This is a genomic window from Leisingera sp. ABD4_442 (assembly GCF_056160905.1).
The window spans coordinates 18996-40368 of sequence record NZ_JBSWYB010000027.1; the positions used below are offsets into that span (position 1 = coordinate 18996).

General features: G+C 57.5%; 22 protein-coding genes. 15 read left to right on the forward strand and 7 right to left on the reverse strand.

Features of this window, described 5'->3' with window-relative positions; all coding sequences use genetic code 11:
- Positions 1 to 50 precede the first annotated feature (50 nt).
- Positions 51 to 326, reverse strand: coding sequence for a hypothetical protein (locus ACXAHG_RS17100; protein ID WP_475059228.1), 276 nt, complete (start codon positions 324 to 326; stop codon positions 51 to 53).
- Between the two features lie 201 nt (positions 327 to 527).
- Here ACXAHG_RS17100 and ndk point away from each other — a divergent pair, with 201 nt between their 5' ends.
- Complete coding sequence (ndk, locus tag ACXAHG_RS17105; RefSeq protein ID WP_019298521.1) at positions 528 to 950, forward strand: nucleoside-diphosphate kinase; 423 nt, start codon at positions 528 to 530, stop codon at positions 948 to 950.
- Positions 951 to 1014: 64 nt separating this feature from the next.
- Here the strand turns inward: ndk and ACXAHG_RS17110 are convergent, their stop codons facing one another.
- Entirely contained in the window at positions 1015 to 1377 is a 363-nt protein-coding gene (locus tag ACXAHG_RS17110) for a TfoX/Sxy family protein (RefSeq protein WP_475043625.1), read from the reverse strand.
- Positions 1378 to 1539: 162 nt separating this feature from the next.
- On the opposite strand from ACXAHG_RS17110, the gene ACXAHG_RS17115 reads away from it, so the two are divergent.
- Positions 1540 to 2769, forward strand: coding sequence for a cytochrome P450 (locus ACXAHG_RS17115; RefSeq protein WP_475059231.1), 1230 nt, complete (start codon positions 1540 to 1542; stop codon positions 2767 to 2769).
- Positions 2770 to 2793: 24 nt separating this feature from the next.
- Here the strand turns inward: ACXAHG_RS17115 and ACXAHG_RS17120 are convergent, their stop codons facing one another.
- Positions 2794 to 3408, reverse strand: a complete 615-nt coding sequence (locus ACXAHG_RS17120; RefSeq protein WP_475043623.1) for a response regulator — start codon at positions 3406 to 3408, stop codon at positions 2794 to 2796.
- A 318-nt stretch (positions 3409 to 3726) separates the two neighbouring features.
- Between ACXAHG_RS17120 and ACXAHG_RS17125 the strand changes: the two genes are divergently transcribed.
- From ACXAHG_RS17125 to ACXAHG_RS17165, 9 genes are all read left to right on the forward strand, one after another.
- A complete protein-coding gene (locus ACXAHG_RS17125) occupies positions 3727 to 4221 on the forward strand; it encodes a putative pterin-binding protein (RefSeq protein WP_475043622.1) in 495 nt (164 codons plus the stop codon).
- A gap of 46 nt (positions 4222 to 4267) precedes the next feature.
- A complete protein-coding gene (locus ACXAHG_RS17130) occupies positions 4268 to 6730 on the forward strand; it encodes a hybrid sensor histidine kinase/response regulator (RefSeq protein WP_475059234.1) in 2463 nt (820 codons plus the stop codon).
- 263 nt (positions 6731 to 6993) lie between these two features.
- On the forward strand, positions 6994 to 7887 hold the full coding sequence (locus ACXAHG_RS17135; protein ID WP_475043619.1) for a protoglobin domain-containing protein: 894 nt from the start codon (positions 6994 to 6996) through the stop codon (positions 7885 to 7887).
- A 1-nt stretch (position 7888) separates the two neighbouring features.
- Entirely contained in the window at positions 7889 to 8245 is a 357-nt protein-coding gene (locus tag ACXAHG_RS17140; protein WP_475043617.1) for an STAS domain-containing protein, read from the forward strand.
- Complete coding sequence (locus ACXAHG_RS17145; protein WP_475043616.1) at positions 8242 to 8658, forward strand: anti-sigma regulatory factor; 417 nt, start codon at positions 8242 to 8244, stop codon at positions 8656 to 8658. The genes ACXAHG_RS17140 and ACXAHG_RS17145 overlap by 4 nt, the downstream gene beginning before the upstream one ends.
- Positions 8655 to 9296 (forward strand): SpoIIE family protein phosphatase, encoded by a 642-nt coding sequence (locus ACXAHG_RS17150; protein ID WP_475043614.1) that lies wholly within the window; start codon positions 8655 to 8657, stop codon positions 9294 to 9296. The genes ACXAHG_RS17145 and ACXAHG_RS17150 overlap by 4 nt, the downstream gene beginning before the upstream one ends.
- A complete protein-coding gene (locus ACXAHG_RS17155) occupies positions 9293 to 10540 on the forward strand; it encodes a sensor histidine kinase (RefSeq protein WP_475043612.1) in 1248 nt (415 codons plus the stop codon). Before ACXAHG_RS17150 ends, ACXAHG_RS17155 begins: the two co-directional genes overlap by 4 nt.
- The gene (locus ACXAHG_RS17160; protein ID WP_475043611.1) at positions 10537 to 10932 is read left to right on the forward strand and encodes a response regulator; all 396 of its coding nucleotides are present in this window, start codon (positions 10537 to 10539) and stop codon (positions 10930 to 10932) included. The genes ACXAHG_RS17155 and ACXAHG_RS17160 overlap by 4 nt, the downstream gene beginning before the upstream one ends.
- A gap of 438 nt (positions 10933 to 11370) precedes the next feature.
- Positions 11371 to 12471 carry a tyrosine-type recombinase/integrase gene (locus tag ACXAHG_RS17165; RefSeq protein WP_475059236.1) on the forward strand — a complete coding sequence of 367 codons (1101 nt, stop codon included), beginning with the start codon at positions 11371 to 11373 and terminating at the stop codon, positions 12469 to 12471.
- Between the two features lie 613 nt (positions 12472 to 13084).
- Here ACXAHG_RS17165 and ACXAHG_RS17170 read toward each other — a convergent pair.
- The gene (locus ACXAHG_RS17170; RefSeq protein WP_475059238.1) at positions 13085 to 14311 is read right to left on the reverse strand and encodes a replication initiator protein A; all 1227 of its coding nucleotides are present in this window, start codon (positions 14309 to 14311) and stop codon (positions 13085 to 13087) included.
- Positions 14312 to 14578: 267 nt separating this feature from the next.
- On the opposite strand from ACXAHG_RS17170, the gene ACXAHG_RS17175 reads away from it, so the two are divergent.
- Positions 14579 to 15094 carry an antirestriction protein ArdA gene (locus tag ACXAHG_RS17175; protein ID WP_475059241.1) on the forward strand — a complete coding sequence of 172 codons (516 nt, stop codon included), beginning with the start codon at positions 14579 to 14581 and terminating at the stop codon, positions 15092 to 15094.
- On the opposite strand, the gene ACXAHG_RS17180 is transcribed toward ACXAHG_RS17175, so the two are convergent.
- Positions 15091 to 15735, reverse strand: coding sequence for a recombinase family protein (locus ACXAHG_RS17180; RefSeq protein ID WP_475059245.1), 645 nt, complete (start codon positions 15733 to 15735; stop codon positions 15091 to 15093). The genes ACXAHG_RS17175 and ACXAHG_RS17180 overlap by 4 nt on opposite strands.
- 318 nt (positions 15736 to 16053) lie before the next feature.
- Here ACXAHG_RS17180 and ACXAHG_RS17185 point away from each other — a divergent pair, with 318 nt between their 5' ends.
- The 3 genes from ACXAHG_RS17185 (at position 16054) to ACXAHG_RS17195 (ending at position 18688) form a co-directional block, all read left to right on the forward strand.
- Complete coding sequence (locus tag ACXAHG_RS17185) at positions 16054 to 16455, forward strand: hypothetical protein (RefSeq protein WP_271308392.1); 402 nt, start codon at positions 16054 to 16056, stop codon at positions 16453 to 16455.
- 49 nt (positions 16456 to 16504) lie between these two features.
- On the forward strand, positions 16505 to 17830 hold the full coding sequence (locus ACXAHG_RS17190; RefSeq protein ID WP_475059248.1) for a hypothetical protein: 1326 nt from the start codon (positions 16505 to 16507) through the stop codon (positions 17828 to 17830).
- 90 nt (positions 17831 to 17920) lie between these two features.
- Complete coding sequence (locus ACXAHG_RS17195; protein ID WP_475059251.1) at positions 17921 to 18688, forward strand: LuxR C-terminal-related transcriptional regulator; 768 nt, start codon at positions 17921 to 17923, stop codon at positions 18686 to 18688.
- Here ACXAHG_RS17195 and ACXAHG_RS17200 read toward each other — a convergent pair.
- Positions 18685 to 19569, reverse strand: coding sequence for a hypothetical protein (locus tag ACXAHG_RS17200; RefSeq protein WP_475059254.1), 885 nt, complete (start codon positions 19567 to 19569; stop codon positions 18685 to 18687). The two genes, ACXAHG_RS17195 and ACXAHG_RS17200, sit on opposite strands and share 4 nt — an antisense overlap.
- Positions 19556 to 21253: a type IV secretory system conjugative DNA transfer family protein gene (locus ACXAHG_RS17205; protein ID WP_475059256.1), complete on the reverse strand. Its 1698-nt coding sequence runs from the start codon at positions 21251 to 21253 to the stop codon at positions 19556 to 19558. The genes ACXAHG_RS17200 and ACXAHG_RS17205 overlap by 14 nt, the downstream gene beginning before the upstream one ends.
- Positions 21254 to 21373: the final 120 nt, after the last annotated feature.

Sequence of the window (21373 nt, forward strand, 5' to 3'; positions counted from 1 at the left end):
CAATGGGGGAGGGCGCTGGCGGCGGCTGGCGGCCCCGACAGGCGCAGGAATTAGTTCAGATGCTGCGCGATGTCGTCAAAGGAATAGGAGGCAAAGCCGACCAACGGGTTGCCGTCTTCACGGCTGAAAGCAAACACATGGATCTCGTCGTGGCGCAGGGTTGCGCGGCAGAAGGTGTCCGGTTTGGCAAGCTGCGGCGGGCAGCTGTCCAGGTCGGTGTGGGCTACGGCTGTTTCGAATAGCCCGTAGGTCATTGGCAGGGGCGTTTCAGCGGCATAGGCCGGAGCAGCTGCGAGGCAGGCGATCAGAGCAAGAGCAGGTTTCATCATTCAACCTTGTTTCGAGTTTCAACCCTGTTCGCGCGCAATTACCTGATAATAATGGTCGGGTAATTGCAACCCCGAAACAGCAGCTGCGTCAAAGCTGCGCAATCCCCTCTTTATCCTGTCACAGAGCCATGCTATCGGGGCGGCAATTCGTAACGGGCCGGGCATGACGTCCGGCTTTTCAGCACAGGAGTCTGCCCCATGGCACTGGAACGCACTTTCTCGATCATCAAGCCCGATGCAACCCGCCGCAACCTGACCGGCGCAATCAACGCCAAGTTTGAAGAAGCAGGCCTGCGCGTTGTTGCGCAAAAACGCATCCACCTGACCAAGGCGCAGGCGGGCGAGTTCTACAAGGTGCACGCCGAGCGTCCGTTCTACGACGAACTGTGCGAATTCATGGCCTCCGCTCCGATCGTTGCTCAGGTTCTGGAAGGCGAAAACGCCATTGCCAAAAACCGCGAAGTCATGGGCGCCACCAACCCGGCAGACGCAGCTGCTGGCACCATCCGCGCCGAGTTCGCTGAATCGGTTGGCGAAAACTCCGTGCACGGTTCCGACGCACCGGAAACCGCTGCTGTGGAAATCGCCTACTTCTTCTCCGGCCTCGAGCTGGTCGGCTAAGCCGTCAGCTTTCCGGATGAATTGAGGCCGTCCCGTTTCGGGGCGGCCTTTTCTTTTGGGGCGGTCAGCGCGGCGCAGGTCCGGAAATTCTCAGATCCGCAGGTGTGGCGCGCACGCCGATGGCATCCAGTTCCGACAGCAGTTTCGAACTGTGCTGAGGGCGGACATCGGCCTTGATCATGTCGAACCGCTTGCGCAGCTCTTCCTTTTCCTTGCCCTTGCAATCGTTCCACGGCCGCCCCTGCAGCGCCATCACCAGCACGTAATAGCCGATGAAATGCGGCCGGGTGCCGGTTTGCAGCAGCCTGGCATAGGCCGCATCAGCGCCAATGGCGCGCAGGTCCTCGGCCGAAGTGATCCCGGCCCTGTGGCAGGCTTCCTCATAGGCGGGGCCAAGGTTGCGGATGGAGGAGATTGCTGTGTTCATGGTTTGTTTCTATCCGCGCGGCGGGCGCATGTCACGCAGGAATCCAGCATCGCCGTAAATCTGCAGTCAAAGACTGACGCTGGGTTCCGGGGCGGCATGGGCAATTGACAGTCGCATTTGCGGCGGAAACGCTGTCTTGCGGAACCGGCGGGAGGATGACGGATGAACGGTGGGGCGCATGCGCTTGTAAATATTGAGGGATTTGATCTGGCAAACCCGCCGGAGGGCTTTGTGGAGGATCCTATTCCCTTTTACGACGCCTTGCTGCGCGGCGCTCCGGTGCTGCCGCAGCCGGACGGGTCCTTGCTGGTTTGCCGTCACGCGGATCTGGACAGGATTTACCGTGATACAGCTTTGTTTTCCTCGGACAAGAAACGGGTGTTTGCGCCCAAATACGGCGAAGGCTCCCCGCTGTTTGAGCATCACACTACTTCTTTGGTGTTTTCCGACCCGCCGCTGCACACCCGGGTGCGCAAGATCATGACCTCGGCGCTGACACCGCGGGCAATTGCGAAGATGGAACCTGGGCTGATTGAAACCGTGGATCACCTGCTGGCAGCGATGGCAGGCAAGGTCAGCGCGGATCTGATTGCCGATTTTGCCTCTACGATTCCGATCCAGATCATTGGCAATCTTTTGGATGTGCCGATGGAGGAACGGGCGCCGCTGCGGGATTGGTCACTGGCAATCCTCGGCGCGCTGGAGCCTGCGCTGAACCCGGCGCAGCTGGCGGCGGGGCATCGCGCAGTGGAAGAGTTCAAGAGCTATCTGCAGGAGCTGATTGCACGGCGCCGGGCCAGGCCGGGGGATATCGAAACCGACGTGCTGACGCGGCTGATCCGCGGTGAGGGCGCGGACGGGGTGCTTAGTGAGATTGAGCTGATCCAGAACTGCATTTTCATCCTGAATGCAGGCCATGAAACCACCACCAACCTGATCGGCAACGGGCTGGCACTGCTGCACGATTACCCGGAGCAGCGGCAGCGGCTGCTGAAACATCCGGAGCTGATCAAGCCGGCGGTGGAGGAAATCCTGCGGTTCCGCTCCCCCAATCAGCTGGGCAACCGGGAAACCACCGCCGGGACCCGGATCGGCGGTGTGCGGATCCCTGCAGGCACCAACCTGCACCTGGTCATAGGGGCCGCGAACCGGGACCCGGAGGTGTTTGAAAATCCGGAGGTCTTCGACATTGGCCGCACGCCAAACCGGCATCTGGCCTTTGCCGGCGGGCCGCATGTTTGCGTTGGTTTGACCCTGGCACGGCTGGAAGGGAGAATTGCGATAGAACGCTTCCTGCGCCACTATCCGGGCTACCGGCTGCGTTCCGGCAGGGTGCCGGGCGGGCGCATCCGCTTTCGCGGATACGCGGCGCTGCCCGCGGATCTGGGCTGAAGGCCGGGGCTGCGCCCGGGCGGATCAGAACAGCCCTGCCGCCTTGGCAGTCAGCGCGGCCTGGGTGCGGTTCTTGGCCTCCAGCTTGCGGCACAGCGTGCGCACATGCAGTTTGATGGTCACCTCCTGCAGCTCCAGCTCGCGGGCGATTTCCTTGTTCGAGAGGCCGCGGCACAGACCGTCCAGCACCTCGAGTTCGCGCGGGCTGAGCTTTTCGGCCAGCGGATGGGTGCTGGCGGCGGCTTCCTCGCGCATGAGGTCGACGGGCACGTAGATTTCGCCTGCGCTCATGAAACGCACGGCATTCAGCAAAGATTGCGCCCCCATGGTTTTGGGGATGAAGCCGATGGCACCGGCATCCAGGGCATCCTGGGCGGTGCGGGCCGGCGCGCTCCCCGACAAGATGGCGACACCTTTTCCGCCGTTGGCCTCCAGCGCCTTGGCCAGGCCGTCCAGCCCCATCATGCCTGGCATGTTGTAGTCCAGCAGAACCAGGTCGAATGGCCCCTGCTCGCCAATCTGCGATAGGGCCCCGGGAAGATCTGTCGCCAGGGAAACCTCAGCACCCCCTTCAGACTTAAGATAAGCGGAGATGGTTTCGCGGACCATGTCATGATCGTCTGCCAGCAGAATACGCATAAAACCCTTGGACCTGTTTCTGAATTCCCTGTCCCAGTCTACCGCGACAAGTGTTTCAAAACCGTCAACCCTCGATTGCGTTTTGGCAGCAGGCATCATCATGGCGGGCGTCTCCTGAAATCCGTTAGCATTTTTCAGATAATACCGCGGTGAATATGAGCCTGGTAAGCCAACATTAGGGTGCTGGAGCTACTCTGGCGGTTGGGCGCCCTATACGGAAGGTTAGGAACCTATCCTCCGGTGCCGGTTTCCGGGCGGCGCGGATGTGGCATTCTGCGTACGGTTGTTTATGTTTGGCATGAAAAAAGGAGTGCCGGGATGAGAGGATTGATGTCGCGCACCGCGGTTTCGGCAGCGGTTGCGGTGCTGGTTTGGGCCGGGGGCGCGCTTGCAGAAGATCAGCCGGTGCTTTTGTCCGTGTCAGTTGAGAACGGTACTGAACCTGCTGCGGAATACACAATAGATGATCTCCGCGCTCTGGCTGCCGTCACCTTTGAAACAGAAACCATCTGGACCACCGGCCCGCAGCAGTTCACTGGCGTGCCGCTGGCCGCCCTGGTGGGGCAGATGGGGGCCGGCAGCGGCCGGATGGTGGCCCATGCGGTCAATGACTACTCGGTGGAGATTCCGGTGTCAGATGCGGTCGAGGGCGGCCCGATTGTCGCGTATGAGCGCAATGGCGCAGAAATGTCGCTGCGCAACAAGGGGCCGTTGTGGGTGGTCTACCCTTATGACAGCAACCCGGATTACCGGACCGAGGAGGTCTATTCGCGCAGCATCTGGCAGCTGGATCGGATCGTGATCCAGCCGTGAGCTGCCGTCGGGAGCGTTCCGGGTAGTGCTGCGCGGGTTTCCATCCATGCCGCGCTGGGTGCTGGCGCTGGTTCTGGCCATCGTAGCGGCGCTGGCGGCGCAATCCGTGCGGCTGGGCCACCAGGTGCTTCAGCAGCTGGACGGGCTGTCGACGGCTGCGACCGATAATATGCAGTGGAACCTGTCCCAAGCCGAAGTTGAGCATCTGAAGCTGGAAGTTGCAGTTCAGGCTGCACGCGCGCCGGGAGATTTGCGGCGCCTGCGGCGGCAATTCGATATCTACTACAGCCGGATTGCCACCTTCCGGGAAAGCCCGCTGTTTCGCGATCTGCGCAGCAGCGCGGCAGGGGCGGGCCTGCTGCAGCAGATGCAGGACCGGCTGGACCGCATGGCCTTGCTCATCGACAGCCCGGACACTGTGCTGCTGGGCGGATTGCCTGAACTGGCGCAAGAGCTTTCAGGCAACAGCGCGGACGTGCGGGAACTGGCCCTGTTCGGGGTGGTCTTGCAGGTCGAGGACAGCAAGGAAAAGCGGCTGAAACTCTTTACCATCCTAAGCCGCCTGGGCTGGGTGGTTTTGGCGCTGGTACTTGCACTTGCGCTGGCGGCGCTGCTGCTCGGCCGTCTTTACCGTCAAGGGCGCAGGCTGGCGATGGAACGCAGCCGGGCCGCGGCGCGGATGGAGGCCATGATTTCCTCTTCGCTGGATGCCATTCTGGTGGTTGGTGCGGATGGGCGCATTCAGGCTTTCAACGGTGCCGCGGAATCGGTATTCGGCTACAGCCGCGCAGAGGCAATCGGGCAGCCGATGGTCAGCCTGATTGTCCCGGACCACCTGCAGGAAGCGCATCAGGCGGGTATGAAACGCTTTCTGCAAACCGGTGAAACCCGGGTCGCGGGCAAGGGGCGGCTGAAGCTCGAGGCCCGGCGTAAGTCCGGAGAGCTGTTCCCGGTGGAACTCTCGGTTTCGATCAGCCAGTCAGGGACGGAGATGGTATTTGTCAGCTTCCTGCGCGACATCTCCGAGCGGATCGCCGTGGAGGAGGAACTGCGGCGGGCGCGGGATGATGCGCTGGCGGGGGAGCGGGCCAAGCAGAACCTGCTGACGGTGATGAGCCATGAAATGCGCACGCCTTTGACCGGGGTCTTGGGCGCCATCGACCTGATCGAGGGCACCGCGCCAACGCCCGAGCAGCGCCGTTACCTGCAGGCCATGCGGGTGTCCGGCGAGCTGCTTTTGCACCATATTAACGACGTGCTGGAGCTGTCGCGGCTGGAAGCAGGCGCCGAGTCCGAAAAACTGCGGATCTTTGATCTGGATGAGCTGGTCAGCGGCCTGGTGGAAAGCCAGCAGGCCAGTGCCAAGGGGCGCGGCATAGAGCTGTCGCTGCATTGCAGCCTGGGCGGCAAGCCGGTGGTGGCGGGGCGGCCGCGGGCGGTGCAGCAGGTGCTGCTGAACCTGATCGGCAACGCCCTGAAGTTCACCAGCGAAGGCGCCGTAAGCGTGGATGTGATGCGGCTTCCGGATGGTGAAACCGTTGAATTCAACGTCGCCGATACCGGCCAGGGGATCGGGCCGGAGGATATTGAGCGGATCTTCGAAGATTTCATCATGCTGGATGCCAGCTACCGGCGGGGCAGCGAGGGCACCGGGCTGGGCTTGTCGATCACCCGGCGCCTGGTGCAGGCCATGGGCGGCACAATTGCCTGCGAAAGCGAGCCGGGCGAGGGCAGCCTGTTCACGATTTCACTGCCGCTTCCGGCAGCCAAGCCGCCGCCGCGCCAGGCAGAGCAGGGCAGGCCGCGGAAAAGCGGCGCCAGCCGTCTGCTGATTGCGGAAGACAATGATATTAACCGCGAGCTTCTGGCCACCATGCTGCGTCAGGAGGGGCATGAGGTGTTGGCGGTGCCCGGCGGTGCCGAGGCGGTGCAGGCGGCCTCGGAAAACCGCTTTGATTTGATCCTGATGGACATCAGCATGCCGGAGGTGGACGGCATCGAAGCCCTGCGCCGGATCCGCAGCGGCCAGCTGGCGGAAGGCACCGACATCGTGGCGCTGACCGCACATGCCGCAGCCGAGGATCACGCCCGTATCCTGGAGGCGGGGTTTGCCGAGGTTCTGACCAAGCCGGCCAACAAGGCCGGGCTTGCCGATGTGATCGCGCGCCGGGCCGGCGGCGGCGTTAAGGTGCTGCCGCGGGCACAATCTGACATTCACCAGTTCTTTGAGGCGCTTGGGCCGGAGCGGGCACGCAGTTTCCTGGCGTCGTTCTGCGATGAGGTGAACCAGCTCCAGGATGAGCTGCAGCAGGCGGGGCCGCTGGAAGACGGCCAGCGCAAGGAGGCGCACCGGCTGGCGGGGTCGGCTGCGGTTCTGGGACTGTCCGGCCTGCGCGCGGCCTTGCTGGCCATCGAAACGGCGGCGGGACCGGAAAGGCCTCCGGATGCCCCATTCCGGCAGGCCTGGTCCGATGCGGTGGCAGCTTTGGCGCCTCATCTAAAGGGATAGCGGCTCTGGCCGGCCAAGGGGGGACTTCTGCCCGATCATCCAGCTGCCATAGCGCGGCGGAAAACGGCTGGCAGCGCAGCTCAGCGCTTGAAACTCGTCCGGCAATCGATGCCGTCGGCCGCCCGTCCCGGGAGAGTGCCGCCTCTGTTCCGATCAAGATGCTGTTTTTGCGCCGATTTATCGCCCCATGATTGGGGTGGTTAAGGCACTCTTAAGGAAGGCGGCTAAACCTTGGCGTGTGTAATTTTCGGTGAGGGCGCGCAATGAACGAAGTCATTTCATCTACCATCCAATCGCCGGGTGAAGGGCTGCGCGAGGCCTGGAGCTGGTTCGATATCAGCCAGGATGACCGGGCGCGGGTGTCGGATATGTCTTCTTTGGCAGAACAGAACGTTGATGCCATTCTGGAGGCGTATTACCGCCGCGACGGCGGCTTTGACGTTCCCGGTAGCGAAGATGCCCGGCACCGGATGGCGGAAGTGCGCGGCGAACAGCGGCGCCATCTGCTGGAACTGTTTGACGGCGGGCTGGACCAGAAGTTTTTCGAAGGCCGCAAGGAAGCCGGTATTTTCAACGAAAACTACGGCGTGTCGCCAAGCCTGTATTTAGGGTTCTACAGTTTCGCGATTGACCGGATCTGCGATCTGATCCGGGAGACCTCAGACGATCAGGCAGAGGCGCAGGCGGTTGAAGGTTCGCTGCGGCGGGTCGCTGTTTGCCATCAGGCGATCACGCTGGAGGCTTTTACGGCGGCCCGGTCCGATATGATTGAACAGCGGGAGCGTGAGATGAGCGAGCTGCCGACTCCCGTTTTGCGGTTGCAGGAGGGGCTGTTGCTGGTGCCGGTGGTGGGAATGCTGGATAGCCATCGCTCGCGGCTGCTGACCATGCAGATTCTGGACGCGATCCGGGATCAGAATGCCCGCGCGGTGGTTCTGGACATTACCGGTGTTGCGGCCGTCGACAGCGCTGTGGCGAACCACCTGATGCAAACGATGACCGCTGCCCGCCTGATGGGGGCAAGTTCCGTGCTGACGGGCATCACATCGGAGGTTGCCCAGGCCCTGGTCAAAATCGGCGTGACTGGAGAGGCCTTGAACCCGGCCGGCGATCTTGAGCGGGGTGTCGCCACGGCCTGCAAGCTGCTGGAACGCTGAAATGGCCCGGCGTGTGCCCATCATCAGCCAGGGTGATCTGCTGATCGCCTCGGTGCAGGAGGAGCTTTCGGACAGCGATATCCTTGAGATGCAGCGCAGTATCCTGGACGAGGTTTCCCGGCTGTCCGCGCAGAAGGTCATTCTGGATGTCAGCCTGCTGGATGTTATTGACAGTTTCGGGACCCGGATGTTGAGCGATATTGCCGCCTCGGTTGCCTTGCGCGGTGCGCGAATGGCGATCGTTGGCATCCAGCCGGAAATCGCCATGGCGATGGTGCTGTTGGGATTGCAGCTGAACGGCATTCCCACGGCGCGGGATCTGGAACACGGCATGGCGGTTCTGCAGGTGGAGGCATGAACGCTCCGGCCCGGGACACTGCCATGCTGGTTCAGCCGGTCCGGCGCGACAGCGATGTCGTGGCTGCGCGGCAGCAGGCGCGCCAGCTGGCTTCTGATCTGGATTTCAGCAGGCCTGATCAGGCCCTGGTTGCTACGGCGGTGTCGGAACTGGCCCGCAACATCGTAAAATACGCGCAGGAAGGGGAGATTGAGCTTGGCACCGTGACAGAGCGCTCCAGGACCGGCATCCGCATCACCGCCCGGGACCAGGGGCCTGGGCTGGAGGATGTCGAACTGGCGCTGCAAGACGGGTATTCCACGGGCAACAGCCTGGGGCTTGGGCTGCCAGGCACCCGGAGGATTGTTGATGCTTTCGAAGTCAACTCGGTGCCCGGTGAGGGGCTGGTTGTGATGGCGGTGAAATGGCGATGAGGGCAGATAGCGGGATAATTGCGTTTGACGCGGCGGGTGCGCGGCTGCACTGGGCCGCGGCACAGGCCGCGAAGATGGCGGCAGCCGATTGCGGAGACGGCTATCTTTTCAGGCTCGCGGGCAACCGGCTGCTGGTGGCTTTGGCAGATGGGGTCGGCAGCGGCGGTCCGGCCAGCGCCGCGGCCAGCGCCTGCCTGCAGGAGTTGTCTGCAGCGGACAGCGATGATCTGGAAACCTTGTTCGAAGCAGCGCACCGGCGCCTGCGCGGAACCCGCGGGGCGGCGCTGGCTCTTGCCCTTGTCGATCCGGCCCGGGAAACCCTTGGCTGGGCAGCACTTGGGGATGTCGAAGGGGTGATTTGCCCGCTTGACCCGCAGGGCCGCGACAAGGCCGGCATCATGCAAAAGGGCGGAACCCTTGGCGTGCACTACCCGGGAATTCATGTGCAGCAGCAGCCTTTCCCGCCGGATCACATGCTGATCCTCGCATCTGACGGTGTTTCGCGCAGGTTCCGGGATGCGGCGCTGTATAGCAAGCTGCAGCCGCAGGATTTTGCTGCGTCCTGTCTTGAGGTTTACGGCAAGTCGCATGATGACCGCACTGTTCTGGCTGTGACCCACCGGCGGAGGCTGTTGTGAACGGTTTGAGCGCGCCCCCCTTGCGTGCGGCGAAATCCCAGGCCGCCCAGCAATACCAGGCTGCCTTGCTGGCTTTTATCAAAAGCGGCCACGCCGCCCACATGGGCAAGGCATACGATGTTGCACGCCTGCAGTCGGCGCTGAGCGCCTATGTCGGCTCCGGCGAGGCGAGCCAGCTGAGCGAAGCCTATGAGGTTGCCCGGCAGGCGCTGCAGGCCAATGTGCCGCTGGCGGATTTCGGTGTTTATCATTTCAGCGTGCTGCGCGACTGCCTGAAAACGGGTATGCAGCCTACTGCCAGCCTGCGCCGGGTGGAGGATTTCTTTCTGCAGGGCATGGCGGTTTATGACATGGCGCTGCGTGGCTATGTCAGCACGATGGAAAGCCTGAAAAAGGAAGTCGCTGAGCGCCGCCGTGTTGAGCAGGAATTGCGCGATATCACCTTTGAACTTGCCCGCCAGCGGGACGAGCTGGATCAAAAGGTTCGCCAGCGCACCTCGGAAATCCGCCAGCGCGCAGATGAGCTGGAACTCATGAACCGGCAATTGATGCAAAGCAATCAGGATCAGTCCAACTTCAGCTATGCGCTGTCCCACGATCTGAAGACGCCGATCAACACCATTCAAAGTTTTCTTGAGGTTCTTCTGGAAGACCACGGAAACAGCCTGGACCCACAGGCGCAGGAACTCATTGGGGATTTGATTGGCACGTCTCAGCGGATGCGGCAGCTGGTCGACGACGTGCTTGAGTATTCCAAAGTTGTAAAACACCAGTTCACGCCTGAGCAGGTCGACCTGGATCAGATGGTGCATCAGATCCTAAAGGACATGGACGCGCTGATTTCCGGAACCGGCGCGGAAGTGCATGTGGACCCGCTGCCAGTGATCCTGGGCAGCCCGTTTCAGATGCGGGTCCTGATCACCAATCTCCTCTCCAATGCTCTGAAATACAAACAAGAAGGCGAGGCGGCCCAGGTGCGGCTGGAGTGCAAACCAGCAGACCGCAAGGGAATGGTGCGCCTGTCTGTCAAAGACCGCGGGCTGGGGATCCCGGAGGAGCTTCAAGAGCGGATATTCGGCTTGTTCAAACGATTGCACCGGCACGACGAATATCCCGGTTCGGGCATCGGGCTGGCCCTGTGCAAGCGGGTCGCGGAAAATCATGGGGCCCGGATCGAAGTTGTCTCTGAGGCGGGCCAGGGCACCGTTTTCAGCGTCGACCTGAAGGCAGTGAGGAAAGTATGAGCAATAAGGACAAGGTTGTCTATGTGATCGACGATGAAAGGATGGACAGAAAATATGCAAAGCGCATCATCGAAAAGTCCAACCTGTTTGGCCAAGTGGAACTGTTTGAGGGGCCGCAAGAGGCGCTCGGCCATCTCGCTGCCGGCGGCACCCCGCCCGGCTTGATTCTGCTGGACATCAACATGCCGCCGGTCACCGGCTTTGAGTTTCTTGAAAGGCACGGCGAGCGGATCAGTGCCTTGGATCCGGTGCCTGCGGTTGTGATTGTCAGCACGACGGTGAACCCTGCTGATCTGGAGCGGGCAGAGGCGATGCCGCTGGTCAAATCGTTCCTGTGCAAGCCACTGACACAGGAGCAAATGGCGCAGTTGGCGGCCCTCTCAATTGCCTAGATCCCGGGAACCGCTGGCGCGGCCGGCGCACGGCGGCAATTTGGGGCCAGGCCCGCAGCTGCCGCGGGACGGCAGGGCGGAATACGGATGCAGATCAGGCAGGGCTGCCTCAGCCTGCCCGCAAAGGCAGCAGAGTTACAGGTTGCAGGGGGCATCTGATACCGGATCAGGGAAGATTTTCCAACTTCTTTTAGGGAAGTTGGCTCCGGCGGTAGGGATCGAACCTACGACCAATTGATTAACAGTCGGAGGGAAGCCTATTGATCTCAACAGCGGTCAACAAATATAAATAATGAAAACAGTGTATTGGGCATTTTCTCCTGTTGGCGCTTATTGACATTTGGGGGCAAATCTCGATAGAAAATGCCCCTAAATCGCCCCCAAAATCTGTCCCTGCGTTTGGGCTGACTAGGCGCGACGCGAAATTTGGAGGCAGATATGGCGACAATCGAGAAGCGTGAGCGCAAGAAAGGTGTCGTCTATCAGGTTGACGTTCGCATCGCAGGCTACCCCCGTCAGAAGAAGACTTTCAAGCGCTTGACAGACGCCAAAGCATGGGCGGCAAAGACCGAGAGCGATATCAAGTCTGGTCAGTTCCAGCCGATCAGCACTCAGTCCAAACGTAAGACATTTGCGGACGTGATTGACCGCTATGAGCGCGAAGTTCTACCGGGCCTTGCTGAGAGTACGCAGCGTAGCTCAGGGACGGCGTTGCGGTATTGGCGTGCCCAACTTGGTCACTACAGCTTGCAATTCATCACGACCGAGCAGGTGTCAAAACTCATGGGCGAACTAGCCGCAACACCGGTTGAACGTGGCCTTGGCGAAAAGACAAAGCCCAAGAGCAAGCGCACGCTGAAATACTATCGCGACGCGCTGGATATGCTTTTCAAGAAAGCGTGCTCCTGGAAGTGGCTTGGCGTCAATCCGATGGACGGCGTTGAGCGAGTAACCAAGCTTCGGAATGAGCGGACAAGGTATTTGTCAGACGATGAACGAGGGCGTCTCCTAGACGCTTGCCGTGAAAGTCCGAACAAGCAGCTTTATCCGATCGTTGTGTTTGCCCTGTCCACCGGTTGCCGCCGGGGGGAAATCATGGAGCTGACATTGCCAGATATCGATCTGGCTCGGCACATGGCTGTACTCCGAGACACCAAGAATGGCGATACGCGTTCTGTTCCGATTGTCGGGCACCTTGCCGAACTTATGGACGCGCAGATAAATCTTGTGAACGACCTGTACGATGCGCAATTTTCACATGCGCCCAGGCGCTACCTATTCCCTAGGCGTGATCTGGCCGCGCCAATGGATGTTCGCAAAGCCTGGGAGAACGCAGTGTCGAAGGCGAAGATCACCGATTTTCGGTTTCACGATCTGCGACACAGCACCGCCAGCTATCTGGCCATGCAGGGAAAGTCCCTGATCGAGATTGCCGACATGCTAGGACACAAGACCCTCCAGATGGTGAAGCGCTATTCGCACCTGTCAGCCGATCACAAAAAGGGCCTGGCAGAAGAGCTCGACGGCAAGATGTTTTGACATTGAATGAGAAGGCCGCGCAAACGGCTTCTCAGATCATTTCAAGTATTGCTGAGCGCCACCTCTCTAGAGGAAGCTAAAAACGCATCTGGTGAGCCTTACAGATGCCTTTCTTCCCTTTTCAAAGTCTATCGTGCCGCCGATTTGACTGTGGGCAGGTATGATCTATGGCTTGCGGCCTCTTCCAAATCCCCCGAAAGGCCGTTCTGGAGTGCAAGGTGTTTCGTCATCAGCCCGGCGATCATGGGGAACAAAAAACCAAAATAATTCGACAAAATTGATCGAGCACCGCCAGGTGCGTTTTGCTAGTTTTAGAAGTTTTACTAGTTTTAAGGCGAAATAGCTTTACCAAATCAACAGCTTACGACAAGTTTTTGGAGTGATAGACGGTCCTGACGGAATGATGGACGGCCTCGACGGATTAATAGACGGCCTCGACGGAACGATAGACGATTTTTGACAAAACCCCGCGATCTTACCCTGTGGACAGCGTGCATAAGTTGGAAAACGGCATATAGATCAACGGTTTGAGTTTTGACCGGTCTTCTTCGGACGAAATGTCTGATTTTTGTCATGAAAAAGGGAATGATGTACGGCATTTGACAAAATCTGCCTACCTGACTGAGGCCGTCTTGTCGTCTTTGGCTTCTAGCAATTCGCCCTCAGGTGTTTCACAACGACGACTTATCCGGAGGACCGGGCTTTCGCGTCCGCTCAACAGCTCCAGATCGTAGTCGGGAAACCGCTCGCTTGCTGTTCGATCGACAATTCCAACAACTGCACTGCGAAATTTGTGGAAAGGAAGTGACGTACCGCTTCGATGGTATAAATCTTTAAGTGAATAATGAGCCTCGTCTTGCCCTGCGGCTTTGCGCGCCAACCTGTAGATAAACCGGGCTGTTGGCTTCTTGATTAGGAAGTAGTCCGGATTGAGCGTGAGTATGCTCGCTCGGCCATCGTCACTGACGATACCATGGTAAACCCAATCCGGGATCACGATTTCGATGTGATCAATTCTGTCACTGGTTGTTCTGCTGAGAACTTTGTAACGATCAATCAGCGAGAAGGTTTCAGTTTCACGGCGAGCCCCGGGTTTGAAGTTCGTGATTTTGATCCTGGTGTCCTGAAGTCTATCGAGCGCGGCTTCCAGCTCCGTGTATTGTCGGCCTCCATTGCCTCTGCGGCAAAACTTGAGCACTTGCGACGCGGTCGGGCAGTATACCTTCGGTGGCAAAGACGGGCTTCGCCCCTTCTTTCGAGCAATGCGATATGATCGCATCTCTTCAGCTAGATAGGACACCATGTTGATGAAGATGTCATAGTCGTAGGCATTCGCCATACCACACTCAGAGCCACCAGTTACGGTTATGGAGCAATCTTTCAGGTCATAACGAATTTTGCCCTTTCGCTTTGTCTTGCTGAGCGAAAACGGCGCTACGTCCATGACGTTTATATCATCTTTGATGGGCGCGTCATGAATATTGGGAACAAAGAACATCAGCTGGTCATCATCGATAGGTGGCGCTCTGAGTTCAGATGTAGGCGGAATTTCACTTTCTATGCGCTTTTCAAGGTCTCCTCGTCCGACGGCGTCCGCCACTCTGAAAAGGGCGTTGGCCATTTCCCTGTCCGCCATCTTTTCTAGCTTCAAGTCCGCCAGTGAACGGCGGCTGTAGAAGCGTCGCAATCTGCTGAGTGCTTCGCGCGATAACTCGATCGGAGATCGCCCGTTGGCTTGCATGTAGCATGCAGTGAGTTTTTGGAGATAGTCATTCTTCTGATGCAAAGTCAGCGCCGAAAAGGCGCTGCGATCTAGAAGCTCGAATTTTTGGCTTTTCATTACATGAATAATACCACGTAATTATCTGCCTATAAAACAAAAAATGGATTTTTTCTCTTTCCTCTGTTTGCTAAGGGACTTCGCCCCTGGCGCAGTCAAGGCTTTCCGTTGGCGCAACTGCCGGTGTCCCCGTCCTTCCTTCTCTTCGATCCGTGCAGGTCGGGTGATCCCCCTCCGCCATTCGCGGCCTGTGCCTTTGCCTCCCCACAACTCGCCGTCGAGGCGTCGGTTGCAACATGCGCAACCGAAAATATGAGGAGAAAGGAAATGGAAAACCCGTCAATCTACGTTGCTGACCTGGCAGCTTACAACAATGGTATTCTTCACGGAGTTTGGATTGATGCCACGCTTGATATCGATGATATCTGGCAGGCACTGAAGGAGATGTTGAAAGCGTCTCCGCTGGGGTCGGAAGCTGAAGAATGGGCCATACACGACTACGTGGGATTTGGCTCCGTACGGATCAGTGAATATCAAGGGATCGAGAGCGCGCACGAACTGGCCGTTTTTGTGGAAGAGTACGGCGAGCTGGGCGCGGCGGTTTTGGACAACTTCCACGGCGATGTAGTGCAGGCCACCAAGGCGCTGGGGGAAGATTATGCAGGGCAATATGAAAGCCTCGCGGACTTCGCCCAAGAACTGACGGAAGAAACGAGCGAAGTGCCCGAGAACTTGGCATTCTATATTGATTACGAGGCGATGGGCCGCGATCTTGAGCTTGGTGGCGACGTGTTCACAATCGAGTCCAGCTACCAGGAAGTACATATTTTCTGGAACAACTAGGTAATTGGGGGGCATCCCCCCTTTGACCTTCGAAGGGCCCGTTTCAGGGTCCTGCGGTGAACCCCAAGTTCATCAGCAATATCGGCAAGGGATTGATCATTCTTTTCAATCCGTTGTTCAGCGTCTGCAATCTGTTGGTCTGTGAGAATTCGGGGACGCCCGATAGGTTTTCCGGCGTTTTTGGCCACGGCCATGCCTGCCCGTGTGCGTTCACTGATCAGGTTTCGCTCAAACTCGGCAAGCGCGCCCATCATGTGGAACACCAGCCTCCCGCCGGAAGAGTTGGTATCGATGGCCTCAGCCAGAGAGTGGAATTCCGCGCCGCGTTCGGCCAGTGCGCCCAGAATATCAATCAGATCAACCAGCGACCGGCCCAGCCGGTCAAGCCGCCATACGACAAGCGTATCACCAGCTTTGGTCAGCTGTATTGCGCGCTCCAGGCCAGGACGCTTTCTGTTCGCCCCTGACAGGCCATCGTCTTCGACGATCTTTTCGCACCCAGCCTGTTTCAACGCTGCGCGCTGCAAATCCAGATTTTGCTCAGAAGTCGAAACACGGGCGTACCCGATGCGCATGTCATTGCTTTCATTGTAACTTTTCTTTTCGAAACCAGCGGAATCGCTCGGAATTATTGTTGACATAAGGGTTCCCTTACGTCCGTGCGGCTTTGTGTTTCCGAGTAGGTTTCAAGTTCCTTTTTGATCTGAGACTTAGCTACATCGTGCGGCAGCGACTTCAGTGTAGACAAAAGGGAACCTTATCTTCCCCCTATCATACCAGAAATTTCTCGCTTCGGAAAACGCCTGCTCTTCCCAGGTTAATGTAGGGAAATTCCTAGATATTTTCACGCGCGGCATTCGACCAAAATCAACCCCAAATGCCCGCAAGTCGCCGGTACTAGGCGCGACCATCACTCAACTCAAATTTTTGGGCGGGTAATAATTAGGAGAAATAATACCATGGGCGCACTTGGTGTCGTACTGTTTATCGCTTTCATTCTGGGCACGATTTTCTTGCTGACGAGTCAGGCAAAAAAGGCTCGAGAAACCTATGGTTTTGGCCTCGTCGTGAATTGGACCTTTGTGTTGGTCGCGATCAGTCTGGGAACGATGCTATTTGCAGCTCTATTCGGTGATGAAACAGCTCAATCATACGACCCGGCCAACGCTCTCACCTTGTGGATCACAACAGTCGCTCTGGCGGGAGGTGCAGGGTACATTAACGTACGGCGTTCCACAGTGAAGTTTGGAATTTGGATAACCTTTTTGCAGTATATTGCTGCCATCGGCATCATCGTGCCACTTTTCCTGATCTTCAGCCACTTCCGCACCAAGGGTGTCATGTCCGAAATGACGCGTTGAACTGGGTTGCGTTGCTCTTGTCTGTCGTAAGGTTTTTGAAGGAAATCACATGAATAGTCCGTCCAAAACGATTGCGCATGTTCTGACGATTTGTGCATTTTTTTCTGCCTCCGCCCCCGCTGAAGCTGGCGACGCGGAAGCAAACACGCTTTTCGTTGAAGCGGTGCAGGCAATAAGTGTGGCAGAGAGTCTTGAAGACCCGGTTGAGAAACTTCAGGCGATTGACGATGCTCTTGGCCAACTCGACAAGATTGTTTCCGAGCATCCCTCTTCGAACCTCGCGGTTTCGATCATCACTGGGCAGTCGATTGGAAATGTCGATCCTGGGCAGCTCAGGAAACAACGAGACATCATAAAAGCCGAGGTTGATGACATTCTGGCGCAGCGTGCCGTGGAAGCCGGAGCCAAGGAAGGGCATGCGCGATGGGTTCAACAGGTCATGGATTGCCTAGACAACTTTCAATGTGCAGAAGACATGGTTTTCGCCGAACTACAACAATCGGTGAGTACGGTGAGAGCCCTGTCAGAAGTTGGAGGAACCGAGGCTCAGCGACACGGTTTCTCGGAACGGTTTGACGATTTTTTGAACCAGACGCTTCAACAGTTTCCCACAGAAGACGATCTTGGCCGTGCTTTGCCCGCTTTTTGGTACATGATTTCTCCCGGCATTCTAAAAGAAGAACCGCAGGTGGTCTTGGAGTATTTCACCATGTTCGAAACGGAATACCTATCCAAAGAACATAAGAGTTTTTGGAGAGAAGGTATTTTAACCCCAGCGGAAATTGCTCTGAGGACAAGTGATGAAGAAAAGGTTGATGGTTACTTAGCTGCCGCAGTGGAGGCTGGGTTGTTGGAGGATGTTAGTTCCGCTCGTAATCAGGTTTTCTCACTGGTCTTTGGAGCACCATGGGATGAAATCGAAGTCGCTCGCAATGAGGAGATTACCCAAACGTACCACTCGCATGGGTTGGGCGGGCGTCTCCAATATCTTGCTCTTACCGCTAACCCTGAATTTGAAGAGAAGTATGGAAAGCTATTGGCCGCTGCGCAGAAGGAATCCCCGGATTTCAATCCTGAAACTCACGTTTCGGAGGACCATGTCAAATATCTTGTTGCTTCGGGGAACGCTAAACGCGCTGCTGAATTGATCTTGTCTAATATTGATAACTCTGCGGAAACTTTTGGGGCAGAGAGCGCGCATTGGGATTGGATTGCAATAATTGCTTGGACTGGGCTGGCCAATCCTGGCGAAGAGACACAAGACGCCCTTCGCAAACTATTCCAACTAGCGTTAGAAAATACAGAGGGTGAAGAGTTGCCTAGGGAGGCGAGGAGGTCGTTTCTGCCTGTTTCTCACTTGTTGAACTCGTCGTGATGAACATCTTTTCATTGAACAATCTACGATTGCCGGTGATCATGCGGTAGCATAGGTCAATAGGGTTCAGCGTTACATCGAAGTATTCCAATGAAGAAAATTACTTTTATAGATAGCGCGCGCACGAACCGCGTCTTGGATTTTTCGGAAAAGCTGACCAATGCAGCAACTGTGGACCTTGCGTGGTCGCTTTACTCCAACGCATTAACGCAGCTTGGAGCGAAGAGTGCGGTTTACGGTTTTTTTCCAAAAACGGTCGGTCGCTCAATTGCCTCCGAGGTCGTGGCCATGTCGTCCCATCCAGAAGAGTTCAATACGCTATACTTGGATCAAGGGTACATCGACCATGACCCGTTTGCTCAGTATGCGTTGACTGAAGATCAGCGCCCAATCTCGTGGCAGGACCCGCGCGCAGGTAAATATCGCACTGAAAAATCGGAGTTTTTCCAGAATTCCCTCCGAGATTTTGGTATGGATTATGGTGTAACCATTCCGGTTCGGGATGCATCAAACTGGAAGTTGGGCGGAACAGGGGTGTGTTTCGAGGCCAGCAATGACAAGGAAGGAGATGAAATTGTCGCACGAGCTACTCCGTTTGTAGAAAGTGCGGCGATGCTCTTTCATTCGCGCGTTCAGGAAGGCGATATGATGAGGCAATTCTTTCCTCTTTCTGTCCGTGAAAAGGAGTGTTTGCTTTGGGTCGCGGCAGGCCTGACGAACAAGGAAATAGCCTTCAAGCTGTCTTTGTCCGACAAAACTGTTGAGTTGCATATCAAAAATGCCGCTAAGCGACTGAACGCCCGCAATAGGGCACATGCGGTTTCTAGGGCTCTGATATACGGCGTAATTTCTCCCTAGTTCCCCAATAATTTGCGAAAAATCCCTGTTTTCACTTGGGGCGCTGCTGCCCTAAGCGCCAGATCGGTATGCTCACGCGGATCAAAGGGAATGCGGTAGCCGAACGCGCCAGCCGGTGCGGTTCCATCCTGCATACGCTCATAGAGCGGAGCAAACGGGATGTGGAACGTGCAAAGCTCTGTCCCGTCCTTGATCCAGCCATCAGCGCGGACGGTGATCACATCGCCCGTATCGTGATCGGCTTTGATCACCTCCGCGTCATATCTACCCGGCGGCAGCATATCGTCCTGCCGCGTGTCCTTGTTCCAAGCTGGCAGTGGCGTGGAAATCTCAAACGTCAGATATGTGATATGGCTGTGGACTTGATCTACGACGTTTGCGTCTTCGACCTCCGGGTTCAGCCAAAACTCTCCAGCCTCAAGGTCGCATTGATAGAAAGAGCGATCATTCCGGATTTGGGGCAGTTTTGCCCACGGATTGAACACGGGCGAGGCCAGAAAGCGGCACAAAGATTGGAACATTAGCGTGTTGGAGAAGGCAAAGAGCTGTTTGTCTTCAAAGCTCAAAACGCCTTCATTGATATAAATCCCAGCCAGTAGTTTTGTTGGATCTTCGAGGTCGATAAATTCAATGTCGTGGAAATCTTCGGCATGGTCGATCCGGACCCGGACCGAGGGTGTGATAGTGGTGGACGACCCTCGTTCAGGTTCCCGGATATGCAGTATTTTTTGCTTCGGATCGTAGCAGGCTTTTGCGTTCTCGGGGATTTCCATTTGATAAGGATCACCCATACCCGTCAGAAACCAGGGCGCGGCGACTGTACGTTTTTTGGCGCTAGTCGTCAGTTTCAGATGGCTATCGCGTTCTTCAAACATCATCATTGGCATCCCTTATTCCGTATTTGAAGCCTTCCGGCACACCTTTCCAAAGCTCGGTGTTGCGCATGTCATAGTGAGCGACTTTGCGCGGTTCGGCATTGAGACTACCGGCCATATTTTTGAGCTTTTCATCGTTGAAATACTCGATCCGGACGGCCAGAAGCGGGCGGTGCCCCGACATGAAAACCACCTGCCAAGGTGCCCCGACACCCAGAAATTCGCGGATTTCACCGGGCGAAAGCAGCGGCATATCCGTCAGTTGCACGCCATAGCTGGCCCCTCCCGTGACATTGAGCGCCCCGTCTGCATCGCGCCCGCCGCCGCTCGTGTTGACACCGGGTGTAGAGAGCGCGGCGGTTCGCTTTCCCAGTTCCTTGCCCAACCACTCGACAGTGACGCCATCAGCCACGCCAAAGACGCTCAGTGTGCTGCATTGCGACAGGATCGTACTCCAATCATCGGGATAAAGCGCCTGGAGTTGTGAAAGGCTTTGCGCAAAAAGCCAGAAACGGACGCCGTAGCCTGCCACCTCGGCCAAGGCGCGAACCAGTTCGGGCATCGGGCCAAGTGCGGGAAACTCATCAATAACACAGGCCACAGGAATACCCGCCACTGGTGGCCCCTTGATCATAGCTTGGTAAAGCTGCCCCACCATCAGCCGGAGGAACGCGCCGTAATCCCCCATCTTATCAAATGGCAGGATTATATAGATCGTTGCCACCTCGGATTTGAGGCAATCGAACGGCAGATCGGTACGGCGCGCGACCTCGTCCAATTCTGGCGTGTCCCAAATGCTCATTCCGGCATTGATCGTCGCCAGAATGCCCGACTGCATTTTGTCGGAATACCCGACAAAGCTCTGCAAACGCCGTCGCGCGCCCGGCTCAGACGTCTTCTCGGCCAGTGTCAGCAGGTACTTGGCCAGAGGGGACGGGTCGCTGCCTTTGGCCAGGTTAGGGGCGGTCAACACATCGCGTAGATCCCCGATCTGATTGCGGCCAATCGAGGCGCAAGCAAGAGCGACTGCCGACAGCAAGTTCACCGCCTCATTGTGCCAAAACCGGCCTTCGCCGCCCGGTGCATCCCCGAGCATGAGCGAGGCCAGCCGCCGCGCTTCGCTTTCCCCCTCGACCGCCTCCATCGGATTACAACAGGCAAATGGTGAGACGGGGTCGTATCCCTTGGTCACTCGAAACGGATCGATCCGCAAAACGCGGCCAAACTGGCGGCGTGTTTCATGGGTCAGCGCATAGTTCTCGCCCTTTGGGTCGATCACCACCATCGACCCGGCATATAGCAAGAGATTGGGCACGATTTGGCTCACCCCCTTGCCAGAACGCGTGGCGGCAAGCGTGAGCAGATGCCCCGGTGGCGGCGCGGCGACAGTGGTGACCACTTCGCCAGAGATCAGATCTATGCCGTTGCCCAGGATCATACATCCATTGCGCCCACTAAATCGGTCGTGGTTAGCCCCAAGAGCCGCGTCTTCAAGGGTCAGAATTTCCTCACGCCCTAGAAAGCGCGCATCGCCGTGAATGGGTGGAGGATTGGCAATCAGCGCCACGCGCTCAGCCTCTGCCGCACGATACCGCTTGCCGGTGGCCGTCCAGGGCGGCGGCGTGCCGTGTTGCTCTTCCCAAGTCTGATCCACAGTCTTCCGAAATGACTTCGAGAATTGGTAGATCAATCGCGTCAATAGTGACCTGTTGTCTGACAATAAACCGCCCCGCGCTCGCTCAATAATGTCCAGCCTAACTGGGCGTCATCGACCTGGCTAGAAGAAGATGCTTCTCTTAGCAGTTGTGTG